The 12,678-nt window shown below is 41.5% G+C and carries 13 protein-coding genes; 12 read left to right on the top strand and 1 reads right to left on the bottom strand.

What is annotated here, in order from left to right; genetic code table 11:
* Positions 1 to 30: 30 nt before the first annotated feature.
* Entirely contained in the window at positions 31 to 834 is an 804-nt protein-coding gene (locus tag MHI23_RS13400) for an NAD kinase (RefSeq protein WP_024424814.1), read from the bottom strand.
* Between the two features lie 445 nt (positions 835 to 1,279).
* Between MHI23_RS13400 and sppA the strand changes: the two genes are divergently transcribed.
* The 12 genes from sppA to MHI23_RS13340 all read left to right on the top strand — a co-directional run bounded on the left by sppA (position 1,280) and on the right by MHI23_RS13340 (position 12,618).
* Positions 1,280 to 2,281 (top strand): signal peptide peptidase SppA, encoded by a 1,002-nt coding sequence (sppA, locus tag MHI23_RS13395; RefSeq protein ID WP_342492006.1) that lies wholly within the window; start codon positions 1,280 to 1,282, stop codon positions 2,279 to 2,281.
* 14 nt (positions 2,282 to 2,295) lie between these two features.
* A complete protein-coding gene (locus MHI23_RS13390) occupies positions 2,296 to 2,820 on the top strand; it encodes an RDD family protein (protein WP_024424812.1) in 525 nt (174 codons plus the stop codon).
* A gap of 98 nt (positions 2,821 to 2,918) precedes the next feature.
* Positions 2,919 to 3,626 (top strand): DUF2953 domain-containing protein, encoded by a 708-nt coding sequence (locus MHI23_RS13385; protein ID WP_101676765.1) that lies wholly within the window; start codon positions 2,919 to 2,921, stop codon positions 3,624 to 3,626.
* Between the two features lie 14 nt (positions 3,627 to 3,640).
* Entirely contained in the window at positions 3,641 to 4,093 is a 453-nt protein-coding gene (gene ytfJ / locus MHI23_RS13380) for a GerW family sporulation protein (RefSeq protein ID WP_007501733.1), read from the top strand.
* Between the two features lie 112 nt (positions 4,094 to 4,205).
* Positions 4,206 to 4,706 carry a thiol peroxidase gene (gene tpx, locus MHI23_RS13375; protein ID WP_024424810.1) on the top strand — a complete coding sequence of 167 codons (501 nt, stop codon included), beginning with the start codon at positions 4,206 to 4,208 and terminating at the stop codon, positions 4,704 to 4,706.
* An 88-nt stretch (positions 4,707 to 4,794) separates the two neighbouring features.
* Positions 4,795 to 5,769, top strand: coding sequence for a class I SAM-dependent methyltransferase (locus MHI23_RS13370; RefSeq protein ID WP_342492005.1), 975 nt, complete (start codon positions 4,795 to 4,797; stop codon positions 5,767 to 5,769).
* 412 nt (positions 5,770 to 6,181) lie between these two features.
* Positions 6,182 to 7,366 (top strand): acetate kinase, encoded by a 1,185-nt coding sequence (locus MHI23_RS13365; protein WP_024424808.1) that lies wholly within the window; start codon positions 6,182 to 6,184, stop codon positions 7,364 to 7,366.
* A gap of 105 nt (positions 7,367 to 7,471) precedes the next feature.
* Complete coding sequence (locus tag MHI23_RS13360) at positions 7,472 to 7,987, top strand: MogA/MoaB family molybdenum cofactor biosynthesis protein (RefSeq protein WP_024426150.1); 516 nt, start codon at positions 7,472 to 7,474, stop codon at positions 7,985 to 7,987.
* 173 nt (positions 7,988 to 8,160) lie between these two features.
* Entirely contained in the window at positions 8,161 to 9,372 is a 1,212-nt protein-coding gene (locus MHI23_RS13355; protein ID WP_024424806.1) for an argininosuccinate synthase, read from the top strand.
* Positions 9,369 to 10,742 carry an argininosuccinate lyase gene (gene argH, locus MHI23_RS13350; RefSeq protein ID WP_034624205.1) on the top strand — a complete coding sequence of 458 codons (1,374 nt, stop codon included), beginning with the start codon at positions 9,369 to 9,371 and terminating at the stop codon, positions 10,740 to 10,742. The genes MHI23_RS13355 and argH overlap by 4 nt, the downstream gene beginning before the upstream one ends.
* Before the next feature lie 119 nt (positions 10,743 to 10,861).
* On the top strand, positions 10,862 to 11,767 hold the full coding sequence (locus tag MHI23_RS13345) for an aminoglycoside phosphotransferase family protein (protein ID WP_268478636.1): 906 nt from the start codon (positions 10,862 to 10,864) through the stop codon (positions 11,765 to 11,767).
* A 95-nt stretch (positions 11,768 to 11,862) separates the two neighbouring features.
* Positions 11,863 to 12,618, top strand: a complete 756-nt coding sequence (locus MHI23_RS13340) for an SDR family oxidoreductase (RefSeq protein ID WP_342492004.1) — start codon at positions 11,863 to 11,865, stop codon at positions 12,616 to 12,618.
* Positions 12,619 to 12,678 lie beyond the last annotated feature (60 nt).

The following is a 12,678-nucleotide window of genomic DNA, read 5'->3' as shown; positions in this document are numbered from 1 at the left end:
TAAAGGAGCTTTCAGCGTGCGGACAAATTCTCAAAGGAATCTGCGTTTTACTTTTTCCCAGTAAGAGTTGTCTTTTAATTTCACCGTTTTAATGACTTTTCCTGAAAGGCCAATGTCAATTTGTTTGACGTGTTTTGTGCCGAGCGCTTCGTTATCAAGCCCGATAATTGGATGATCGTTTCCATCCTGCACTACCTTGAGCGTCAGCTTGCGGTCACTGCTCAAGATGAAAGGAGCGCCTAATGTACGGTACGAGTTGTTATTCAGCGATGCAAGCTCTGTGACTTGCATACAAGGAAGCATCGGATCAACCACGGCGCCGCTCACGGATTTATTGTAAGCCGTTGAACCAGTCGGAGTGGAAATAATCATGCCGTCGCCTCTAAAAGTTTCAAAGTGGAAATCATCTATATACACATCGATCACAAATGTTTTAATAATGCTGGAGCGGATCGACAGTTCATTTAAGCAATGGAACTGGTTTGTGCTGTCAACGCTTACATCGATGATCGGATATTTTCTCACTTCAAGCTGTTCAGTGTTCATGGCATCAATCATTTTATCAAAATGCTCTAACGAGAAATCGCAGTATAAGTGCGTATTTTCTGATTTTGATACCCCTACATACAAGCAGTCATCCCGGAAGTTTGTTTTACGTACTGCTTGAAGAAATGTGCCATCCCCGCCAATTGAAGCAATAATATGGGCATCCTCTGCACGCTTGACGACGTGAAAGCCCTGATCGGTAGCGAGCTTCTCGAGAGAAGAAATGTGTCCATCCAATTCATGATCTTTTTTGTAAAAGAAAAATACATTGCGACGATTGTCTGTCATTGACGTTCTCCCCTTTGCTGTCAAAAATAATTTTCAATGATAAAGGGCTTACATGAAAACCCTTGCTCACATTTTACACTTTTTTCATATGAAAGTAAAAACTTTAGAAAGAACCGTCTGATGACCGGATTGCTTTATGAGAAATGAGTCGATGTGAGTGATTTGAAATGGCTGAATCCTGAGCATAATTGAATAGCCGTTTCTTTATGAAAGAATGGTTTAGGTGTTTCGTTGCGGTGGAGATATAGCCTATTAGGTGTAGGGAGAGGATAAAAAAGCCAATTTTTCGTCATGCGCTTGTCTAAGTAGACGACGTAAAGTTGATCGTTATTTAAGAGAGGTGCTATCATATGCCTACATGAAATGTAAAAAAACCACAATTCCTGTGAAACATTTCATGTGGGCATTCGTATGAATGAAGTGAGATAAAAAGGAGGAGAAAAAGATGAATGCGAAAAGATGGGTAGCGCTAATTATTGCACTTGGTGTTTTCGGATTTTCAATTGTGATTAGTGTCACGATGGCCTTGTTCGATAGCTTCAATGACAATAAAATGAGCTATCAATTCGGGGATGAAATAGAAGAGAAGGTACTAGAGAATGGCAGCGGTGCAGGCAAGATTGCTGTTCTTGAGATTAATGGAACCATTCAAGATAATGGCGGCGCATCGAGCCTATTAGGCGGAGAAGGTTATGATCATCGTGCATTCCTCAAGGAACTAGATAAAGCGAAAGAGGATGCTTCTGTAAAAGGTGTACTTCTGCGCGTAAACTCTCCTGGCGGCGGTGTCTATGAAAGTGCTGAAATACATAAAAAATTAGAAGAAGTGAAAAAAGCGAAGAAGCCGATTTACGTATCTATGGGTTCAATGGCAGCTTCTGGCGGCTACTACGTGTCAACTCCAGCGAAGAAAATCTTTGCTTCACCTGAAACATTAACAGGGTCGTTAGGGGTCATCATGCAAAGCTTGAATTATTCTAAGCTTGCAGATAATCTGGGTATTAAATATGAAACGATTAAGAGCGGGAAATTCAAAGATATCATGTCTCCAAACCGTGATATGACAAAAGATGAGCGCAACATCATGCAAAGCATGGTCGATAACTCTTATGAAGGATTTGTCAAAGTAATCTCGGAAGGACGCGGCATGTCAAAACAGGAAGTCAAGAAAATTGCCGACGGCCGAGTATATGACGGGACACAGGCAAAATCGAACGGATTAGTCGATGAGCTTGGGTATTATGATGATGCATTAAAAGCGATGAAGAAAAATGAAAAAGGCTTAAAAGGAGCAACAGTGGTCAGCTATTCTCAAAGCTTTGGCTGGAACTCTCTCTTCAACATGAGTGCAAGCAAGCTCTTTAAAAGCGAAATTGATTTTCTGAATTTAAAAGAAACACTGGCTGGCTCAAATGGGTCTAAACCGATGTATCTCTATTCAAAATAAAGGAGGGATCATAGATGGATTCTACATTCGATGAAGTAAGCGAAAGCCGCAGCCAAGAGGAAGAATCGAAGCCGGCCTTTGTGAAGCGCGCTTCAATTGAAGCACAGGCGTTTGCAGGTTTTTGGATTAGATTTTGGGCATTTATTCTTGATTGGCTCGTCGTCTGGGGTGTAAACCATTTGACGGTTTCTCCAATCTTTAGTCTGTTTGGCTGGTCCAAAGGAGGGGGATGGTTTTCTCCATTTTCCGTCACAACGACGATTGTATTCCTCCTTTATTTCGCCATCATGACGAAAATCTTTCAACAAACACTTGGCAAGATGGTGTTTGGAATTAAAGTGGTCTCACTTCAGCCTGAGAAGAAGCTGGCATGGGATGTCATTTTCTTTAGAGAGATTGTGGGGCGCTACATTAATACGATCTTTATTCTCTATGCTATCGTTGGGTTCTCACCGAAAAAGCAAGGGGTTCATGATTACTTTGCCGATACGGTGGTCGTCCATGAACATTTATATGAAAAAACAGAATCAAACGTATAATCAGAGGAGTTTGGCCGGGTACCGGTCAAACTCTTTTTTGTTGATTGGGTATAAAATCCAGAATGAGAGCCATAATCGTAGGGGAAGCATCATTTGTTATGGAGGAAGTGAGCACAGTGCTTTACGTTTGGATCGCAGCGTTTTTGTTTCTTGTGATCTTGTTGATTTTCATGAAAGTAACCATTTCGCTGGACTATTCGCATACAAACGACAATGACCACATTGCACTGAAGGTCATCACCTTATATGGATTGGTCAGACTCAAAAAAGATATTCCGATGGTGAGGGTCAATCCAGAAGACCAAACGATTGATATTCGTGAAAAGAAAATGGAAAGCGCTAAAAACCCTGATCACGAAAAAGAATCGATGCATAAAAAAGTAGGAAAGCGTGATATGAAGCAAATCCTTCATCAAATGGAGCGCATCACAAAAGAGATTGTCGATTTAAACCGGATCATGCGCAAGTTCTTCATTCACATAAAGGTTGTCTCATTTCACTGGTCGACATGGATCGGCTTTCATGACGCCGCTTTAACAGGTGTAGCAGCCGGCGGTGTGTGGTCAGTGAAAGGAGCACTGCTTGCCTTTATGCAGGAGCATCTCACCTTTAAGCATAAACCGGTGTATGAAGTCATTCCGGCCTTTCAGCACAATGTGTCACAGACTCAGTTTACATGTATAGCATATTTTCGTATTGGACATGCTATGCTTGCAGCCATTCGTTTACTTGTCCATTGGTTAAAAGGAAGAAAGGCGAGAAAAAGTGCCTCTCTTCAAGCAACGAAGAATGAATCATCTGTTTAAGGAGGAACCCGAAAATGGCAGATCATCCAATCCAAGGTCTCATGAAGACAGCGATGGAAAACTTAAAAGAAATGATAGATGTGAATACAATCATCGGCGATCCAGTCGAAACCCCTGACGGCAGTGTCATTCTCACTGTGTCAAAGGTTGGTTTTGGATTTGCAGCCGGCGGCAGTGAATTTAACGGGAACCAAAAGAAAGAGAAACGTTCTGATGAACAGGAACGAAAAGAGCCGAGACTCCCATTTGGCGGCGGAAGCGGCGGCGGGGTGTCGATTACACCAATCGCCTTCTTAATTGTAGGAACAAACGGAGTTCGAATGCTTCATTTGGATGAACACACACATCTGCTCGATAAAATATTGGATTCTGCTCCTCAAGCAATTGAACGTCTTCAGCACATGTTTAAGAAGGATGAGCGGGAGCACCGTCACAAAGAACGAAAACTAGATGACATAGACCTTTAAAAAGTTAGCTGCGCTGCAGTTAACTTTTTTTGCAAAAGGGACGATTAGGCTTTGCAGTTTTTTGCTTTCTCTACTATGATAGAACCATACATTTGAAAAGGGAGGAATTGTTTTGGCATCGATCACATTTAAAGGAAGTCCTGTCACGCTTGTAGGAAATGAAGTAAAAGTAGGCGAGCAGGCTCCTGATTTTACGGTATTAACGAACTCACTTGGAGAAGTTTCACTTTCTGATTTAGCAGGAAAAGTGACGATCATCTCAGTGATTCCTTCTATTGATACAGGTGTGTGTGACGCACAAACAAGACGTTTCAATGAAGAGGCAGCGGGTTTAGGTCCGGTCAATATTTATACGATTAGTGCAGACCTTCCATTTGCACAAGCACGCTGGTGCGGAGCAAACGGAATTGAAAATGTTGAAACATTATCTGATCACAGAGATATGTCATTTGGTGAAGCATTCGGAGTGTATATGAAAGAATTGCGTTTATTGGCGCGCGCAGTCTTTGTATTAGACCCTAACGGAAAAGTGGTTTACACTGAATACGTAAGTGAAGCAACGAATCATCCAAATTATGAAAAAGCCATTGAAGCTGCAAAATCACTGTTATAAAAGCAGCATCGACAAGAGCTCCGGCTTCAACCTGGGGCTCTTTTCAATGAGAACATATAGCTTTTAACAAAGCGAGGAGAGAAAAGCATTGCAGAAAGATCAAGTAAGTACTATTTTTGAACTGCTCGATACAGCTTCTATTCGATTAAAAAAGGAACAGGGCATTTCCTATATTGAAGCATTGGCAGAAGCAGGAGAAGCCTTTTTCCAAGCAAATGATCGAAACGGTTTATTAAAGGATTTAATAGAAAAGGCAGATTTTGCTTCTTATGATCATGAGCAGATTCGTAAAGCGTTTCAGCTCGCCGTATTGAAAGGTCAAAAGGATATTTCTCACCCAAATCGCCAGATGACACCAGATACGATTGGACTGTTTGTCAGCTATTTGGTGAATAAATTTTTAGACGGTCAAAAAGAGCTCGTAGTCTTTGATCCAGCAGCGGGAACAGGAAACTTACTTCTTGCTGTTTTAAATAATCTCACTGCAGAAACAAAACGCGGCTTTGCATCTGAAATTGATGATGTGCTCATTAAAATTGCTTGGGCCCAGGCGAATTTAGAGGAGAAAGAAGTTGAGCTTTTCCACCAGGACAGTCTTGAGCCGCTTCTGATCTCACCGGCAGATGTCACTGTATGCAGTCTCCCAGTGGGCTATTATCCAAATGATGAGCGTGCAGCAGACTTTGAACTAAAGGCAAAAGAAGGACATGCCTTTGCCCATTATTTATTCATTGAACAAAGCCTTCGCTACACAAAAGAAGGCGGCTTCTTATTCTTCATCATTCCAAATGATTTGTTTGAAGGAAAAGAGAGCGTACAATTAAAGGATTTCATCAAAGATCATGCGTATATGAATGCGTTAATTCAGCTGCCAGTGTCCATGTTTAAGGATAAAAAACACGCCAAAAGCTTATTTGTGATGCAAAAGAAAAAAGAAGGGCTGAAAGCACCAAAACGAATGCTGTTTGTCAATCTTCCATCTTTCTCACAGAAGGAAGCAATGGTCGGTGTGATGAGAAAATTAGACCAGTGGTTTATAGAAGAAAAAGAAACGAAAGAATAGCCAGAGTGATTTCTGGCTATTTCAGCGTGTAGACAAACCCTCGCATTCGCCCGCAGTTCTGCGCTCCGGTGCTCACGAATCCCAAATTCGCTCTACTCCGGTGCTCGCCCTTCCTAGAGCTGCAAAGGTTTTCTATCACGCTGAAAAGAAAACAAAGAGCTAAAATAAAAATCATTTCAGCTCTTTGTCAATAATCTGGATATTTTACTATTCAGAAAATAACGACTTATCGATGTAAGCGATAACAGTTTGAAGGTGCACTTGAAATGCAAAGTTTTCAATGTTTAAATGAAAAAGTCAGATATTTTTCGGACTTATCGTTAAACTATAAAAGACCCGTCAAACAGGTTGAATATAGCACCGGAAAAAACGTGAAACCTTATATAACAACTGAGTAAAAGGAGCGACAGTAATGTCCAAAATTATTGCAATCAACGCAGGAAGCTCATCTCTTAAATTCCAATTGTTCGACATGCCAGAAGAAACCGTTTTAACAAAAGGGCTTGTTGAAAGAATCGGAATGGACAACAGTATCTTCACGATTTCTGTAGATGGAGAAAAGAAAACAGAAGTGACAGATATTCCAGATCACGCAGTAGCGGTCAAAATGCTGCTTGAAAAACTAACTGAATTTCACATCATCAAAGACTTTAATGAAATTGATGGCGTAGGACACCGCGTTGTTCACGGCGGAGAGAAATTCAGCGATTCTGTTCTTTTAACTGATGAAGTGATCAATGACATTGATCAGCTTTCAGAGCTTGCACCACTTCACAATCCTGCAAACGTTGTAGGAATCAAAGCATTCAAACAAATTCTGCCTGACGTACCAGCGGTTGCTGTGTTCGATACAGCATTCCACCAAACTATGCCAGAGCAGTCTTACCTATACAGCCTTCCGTACGACTACTACAAAAACTTTGGTATTCGTAAATACGGATTCCACGGGACAAGCCACAAGTTCGTTACAGAGCGTGCAGCAGAGCTATTAGGCCGTCCGCTTGAAGAGCTTCGTCTAATTTCTTGCCACCTTGGAAATGGTGCGAGTATTGCAGCAGTTGAAGGCGGAAAATCAATCGATACATCTATGGGCTTTACACCACTTGCAGGTGTTGCAATGGGTACACGTTCTGGTAACATTGACCCTGCCCTTATTCCATTTATTATGGAAAAAACAGGACATACTGCTGAAGAAGTGCTTTCTACTTTGAATAAGAAGAGTGGTCTTTTAGGTGTGTCTGGTCTGTCAAGTGACCTTCGTGATATCGAAGAAGCAACAGAAGAAGGAAACGACCGTGCAGAAGTTGCTCTTGATATTTTTGCGAGCCGTATTCATAAATATATCGGTTCTTATGCAGCAAGAATGAATGGCGTAGATGCGATCATCTTCACAGCTGGAATCGGTGAAAACAGTTCAGAAGTAAGAGCACGTGTACTTCGTGGTCTAGAATTCATGGGCGTTTACTGGGATCCTTCCCTAAACAACATGAGAGGCGAAGAAGCATTCATCAGCTATCCGCACTCTCCTGTAAAAGTGATCGTCATCCCTACAAACGAAGAAGTAATGATTGCAAGAGACGTTATGCGTTTAGCGTAATCAAGTTTGAAAAGCTCTTTTCCAATAAGGAAAAGAGCTTTTTTCTGTTGAAAGCAGCATGCTATAATGTTGTCCAATATGAAGCAAAAGGGAGCGGTGCGAAAGATGAGCGTGACAGAACATAAACGTGAGGCGAAAGAAAGGCTTTATGTGAAAGTCATTACGGTCAGTGATACAAGAACGAAAGATACAGATAAAAGCGGCCGTCTGATGATTGATTTGCTCAAAGAACAGGGACATCTTGTTCTTGCATACGATATTGTAAAAGATGATATAGGATCGATTCAAGACGCTGTGCTCGAAGGAACAAGCGAACCGAAAATAGATGCCGTCTTGTTAAATGGCGGAACAGGTATTGCCGCAAGGGATGTGACCATTGAAGCGATCACTCCTCTTTTTTCCAAGGAACTGCCTGGCTTTGGTGAAATCTTCCGCATGCTCAGTTATACAGAAGACATAGGTTCAGCTGCTATTTTATCCAGGGCAACGGCAGGGGTCGTCAATCAAAAGGCTGTCTTTGCCACGCCGGGATCTACCGGAGCCGTTCGTTTAGCCATGACCAAACTCGTGATTCCAGAGCTTCCTCATGTCTTACGAGAGCTTGAAAAGGATCAAAAATAGCCCAAAATGACTCTGCCAAGAAAATTTGGCAGAGTTTTTTTCATAAAGGGGTTGAAAAAACAATTTTTCCTTGTTACAGTGTATACATACTAAATGCATGTTTATAAATTAAAACTTATTTTTATGCAAAAAACATTCACAGAATCAAAACAAGCGAGAGGAGCTTTTCAATCATGTCACAAAATAAAAAAGTCGTATTAGCATATTCCGGAGGTCTTGATACCTCTGTTGCAGTTAAATGGTTACAAGAGCAAGGATACGAAGTCGTTGCTTGCTGCCTGGACGTAGGTGAAGGAAAAGATTTAGCATTCGTTCAACAAAAAGCACTTCAAGTCGGAGCTGTTCAATCATACATGATTGACGCAAAAGAAGAATTTGCTGAAGAGTTTGCACTCACTGCATTACAAGCACACACAATGTATGAAGGAAAATATCCACTAGTATCTGCACTATCCCGTCCGCTTATTGCAAAAAAATTAGTGGAAGTAGCAGAAAAAGAAAATGCAGTAGCAGTTGCTCATGGATGTACTGGAAAAGGGAACGACCAAGTTCGTTTTGAAGTATCCATTAAAGCATTGAATCCAGACCTAGAAGTTCTTGCACCAGTGCGTGAATGGAAATGGTCTCGTGATGAAGAAATCGATTATGCACAAAAACACGGTATTCCAATTCCGATTAACTTAGACAGCCCATATTCAATCGACCAAAACCTTTGGGGCAGAAGTAACGAATGTGGCATTTTAGAAGATCCTTGGGCTGCGCCGCCAGAAGGTGCATACGATCTGACAAATCCACTTGAAAAAACGCCTGACACACCTGAAATCATTGAAATCACGTTTGAAAAAGGAAAACCGACAGCCATTGACGGTATCCAGTATTCATTATCTGATCTCATCCTTCATTTAAATGAAGTCGCTGGTCAGCATGGTGTTGGCAGAATCGATCACGTTGAAAACCGTCTTGTCGGCATCAAATCTCGCGAAGTGTACGAATGCCCAGGTGCAGTCACACTTCTAAAAGCGCATAAAGAGCTTGAAGACTTAACACTAGTCAAAGAAGTCGCACACTTTAAACCAATCGTAGAACAAAAAATGGCTGAATTAATATACAACGGCTTATGGTTCTCACCGCTTAAAGAAGCACTAGATGCATTCTTACAAGAAACACAGCAGAACGTAACGGGTGTTGTACGTGTGAAACTATTTAAAGGTCATGCCATTGTAGAAGGACGTAAATCACCATATTCACTTTATGATGAAAATCTAGCAACATATACAAAAGCAGATGAATTCGATCATGATGCAGCTGTAGGATTTATTAATCTTTGGGGCTTACCGACAAAAGTAAACAGCATCGTGAATAAAAAGGAGCAGGTTAAAGCATGAAAAAGCTTTGGGGAGGCCGATTTCAAAAAACACCAGAAAAATGGGTCGATGAGTTTGGCGCTTCCATTCATTTCGACAAACAATTAGTCAAAGAAGATCTGACCGGCTCCCTTGCTCATGCAAGTATGCTGAATAAATGCGGTATCCTCGGCGATGAGGAGGCCGCTGCCATCAAAGACGGACTAAATACGCTAATGAAAAAGGCAGAGGCGGATGAGCTGGAATTCTCAGTCGATTATGAGGACATTCATTTAAACCTTGAAAAAATGCTCATTGATGAGATTGGTCCGCTTGGCGGCAAATTGCACACAGCGAGAAGCCGGAATGATCAAGTTGCAACCGATATGCACTTGTATTTGAATAACCAAGTCGAGCATATCATTGAACTGATCTCTTCCTTTCAAACGGTGCTTGTAGAAAAGGCAGAACAGCACGTTGAAACGATTTTTCCAGGATATACGCACCTGCAGCGTGCACAGCCTATTTCGTTTGCCCATCATATGCTTGCCTATTTCTGGATGCTTGAGCGTGACAAAGCGCGCTTTCAAGATTCATTGAAGCGAATTAACGTGTCGCCGCTTGGATGCGGAGCGTTAGCAGGAACGACATTCCCGATTGATCGTGAATATACAGCAGAGCAGCTTGGCTTTGACCATATTTACGAAAACAGCCTCGATGGTGTGAGTGACCGGGATTTCATTTTAGAGTTTTTGTCTAATAGCAGTCTTGTGATGATGCACCTCTCACGTTTTTGTGAGGAAATCATTTTATGGTGCTCGCAAGAATTCAAATTCATTGAACTCGATGATACGTATGCAACAGGCAGCAGCATGATGCCGCAGAAGAAAAATCCGGATATGGCTGAATTAATCCGCGGGAAAACAGGCCGTGTGTATGGCAACCTGATGGGGCTTCTCACGATTATGAAAGGCTTGCCGCTTACGTATAACAAAGATCTGCAAGAAGATAAGGAAGGCATGTTTGATACAGTGAAAACCATCGCTGGCAGCCTGCAAATCTTCACAGGCATGATTCAAACGATGACAGTGAACGAAGATGTCATGAAAAAGGCAACAAAAGAAGATTTCTCAAATGCGACAGAAGTGGCTGACTACCTTGCGAAAAAAGGCATGCCATTCCGTGAAGCACACGAAATCGTTGGAAAGCTTGTGTATACATGTATTCAAAAAGGCATCTATCTAAGTGATCTTTCTTTTGAAACATTCACAGAAGCAAGCGATCTTTTTGAACAAGACATTTACACTGTTCTTGATCCATATGTTGCGGTTGAAAAAAGAACAAGTGCAGGCGGAACTGGATTCAAACAAATTCAGCTCGCTTTAGAAAAAGCAAAAGCCTGCCTGGCATAACTTATCATAACCATTCGTTTATACGGATGGTTTTTTTGTCATGGAAAAAGGAGATTGATGATCATTGGAGAAAATGAAAGCATACCTGCGTCAAGCAGAAGAGGGAGTGGCAGCAGATCATGAAGAAAACGCTTGAGGCTTTGTTTCATCAACCTATCGTATCAGTGAAAACGTTAGGAGAACAATATGACGGACGGGCTAATGATGTGTGGCTGATCTCCTTACAAGATAAAGCGGAATATGTAGTCAAATCTCCTAAAACTGCAAGAGAAGAAAGTGAATTTGTGTCTGGGATCAAGACGATCTATGGAGTAGATGACCGTACTGTAGAAGAGCATATCGATCAAATCAATCAAAAGCTGTCTCATACGAATTCCTTTCATGTTCCAGAAGTTGTTCGCAAAGTGAAGAAGGCAGGGAGACATTTTTATGTAATGGAAAAAGTAGAAGGAACACCTTGTACATCTTTTGAGGGACGTTCATCAGACTTTTATAAGGATTATGGGAGGAAACTAGCACATCTTCATTCATATCGTACTGACTTTTTTGGTGCAGTCTACGGAGCTAAAAAGAAGCATTTGAGAGAATTCCATGCTGTGTTAAAAAAGGCTGTATCCAAACTCATAGGCCGCTATTACGTTGATCAGCATGAATTTCACTGTTATGCAGAAATTGTGCTGCAAAAGATTGAAAAGCTAAAGCCCCCTGATTCAGCAAGTCTCATTTTAATTGATTTAGATCCGTCTCAATATATTGAAAAAGATGATCAAGTGACGAGTTTAGTTGATACAGAATATGTCGTATATGGACCAGCTGCGTTTGATTTTATTGCATTGGAATACCTTTTGACGAAAAAAGCTGCCCGCAATGTTCAGTTGGGCTATGAAGAGATTTGCCCGCTTCCTCATGATCTTTATGAGGTGAGAGAGTGCTATCGTTTTGTTTCTCTGCTGCTCGATATCCATGGCTCATGGGATTTGAAAAAGTGGATGAATCACCCTATATTGTTTGACTCATATCGATAAAGGGTTCATAAGTGCGCCAGATGCCGGTTTATAGTAAAGTAAAGATAACAAAAGAAACACGTGAACTTGCAACCTTTGCTTTAGGAGGAGATTGTGTGCGACACGCATTAATAACAGCGGGTTCTAAAGGGCTTGGCCGGAAAGTTACCGAGTCTTTACTGAATATGGGGTATTCTGTGACAGTGAATTATCGAAGTGATGATGAAGCTGTCCGGCAGATGAAAGAAGAATTACACCAGTACGAAGATAAGCTTCAATTTGTCCAAGGTGATGTGACAAAAAAAGAAGATTTGAAAAACATGGTAGAGCTGGCAGCAGAGCGATTTGGACGGATTGATGCCTTGATTAACAATGCTGGTCCTTATATTTTTGAACGAAAAAAACTGGCGGATTACTCTGAAGATGAATGGTATCAAATGATAGAAGGCAACCTATCAGCAGTATTCCATTTGTTCCGAATGGTCATCCCAACGATGAGAAAACAAGGCTTTGGCCGCATTATCACTTATGGCTTCCAAGGTGCAGACCATGCGCCAGGCTGGATGCACAGATCTGCCTTTGGAGCGGCAAAAGTGGGCCTTGCGTCATTGACGAAAACCATTGCGATTGAAGAAGCCGAAAATGGCATCACTGCTAATATGGTTTGTCCAGGCAAAATCGTTGGAGACATGAAAGAATCGACAATAGAGAAAGCCCGTCAAATCAAAGACGATGAAACGCCGATAGGCAGGTCTGGCACTGGTGAGGATATAGGGCGTATCATTTCATTTCTATGCGATGACCGTTCAGATCTCATTACAGGGACCGTCATTGAAGCAACAGGTGGTCTTAACGTGATTCACAGGTTTTAAGTTTTTCAGCTTTTTATAGAGGGAATAAATGATATGGGATCAAAATTGAAAGGTGGATAT

The sequence above is a fragment of the Bacillus sp. FSL M7-0003 genome (assembly GCF_038628485.1).
GTDB classification, from domain to species: domain Bacteria; phylum Bacillota; class Bacilli; order Bacillales; family Bacillaceae; genus Bacillus; species Bacillus safensis.
Note: the sequence above shows the minus strand (reverse complement) of the source record. Positions and strands in the feature narration are given on the sequence as shown.

Excerpts from the sequence above, each read along its gene's own strand:
- MHI23_RS13345 (WP_268478636.1), top strand. The coding sequence starts at position 10,862 with ATGAAGAAAACGCTTGAGGCTTTGTTTCATCAACCTATCGTATCAGTG.
- MHI23_RS13365 (WP_024424808.1), top strand. The coding sequence starts at position 6,182 with ATGTCCAAAATTATTGCAATCAACGCAGGAAGCTCATCTCTTAAATTC.
- MHI23_RS13360 (WP_024426150.1), top strand. The coding sequence starts at position 7,472 with ATGAGCGTGACAGAACATAAACGTGAGGCGAAAGAAAGGCTTTATGTG.
- ytfJ (WP_007501733.1), top strand. The coding sequence starts at position 3,641 with ATGGCAGATCATCCAATCCAAGGTCTCATGAAGACAGCGATGGAAAAC.
- MHI23_RS13390 (WP_024424812.1), top strand. The coding sequence starts at position 2,296 with ATGGATTCTACATTCGATGAAGTAAGCGAAAGCCGCAGCCAAGAGGAA.
- MHI23_RS13385 (WP_101676765.1), top strand. The coding sequence starts at position 2,919 with ATGGAGGAAGTGAGCACAGTGCTTTACGTTTGGATCGCAGCGTTTTTG.
- MHI23_RS13355 (WP_024424806.1), top strand. The coding sequence starts at position 8,161 with ATGTCACAAAATAAAAAAGTCGTATTAGCATATTCCGGAGGTCTTGAT.
- argH (WP_034624205.1), top strand. The coding sequence starts at position 9,369 with ATGAAAAAGCTTTGGGGAGGCCGATTTCAAAAAACACCAGAAAAATGG.
- MHI23_RS13400 (WP_024424814.1), bottom strand. The coding sequence starts at position 834 with ATGACAGACAATCGTCGCAATGTATTTTTCTTTTACAAAAAAGATCAT.
- sppA (WP_342492006.1), top strand. The coding sequence starts at position 1,280 with ATGAATGCGAAAAGATGGGTAGCGCTAATTATTGCACTTGGTGTTTTC.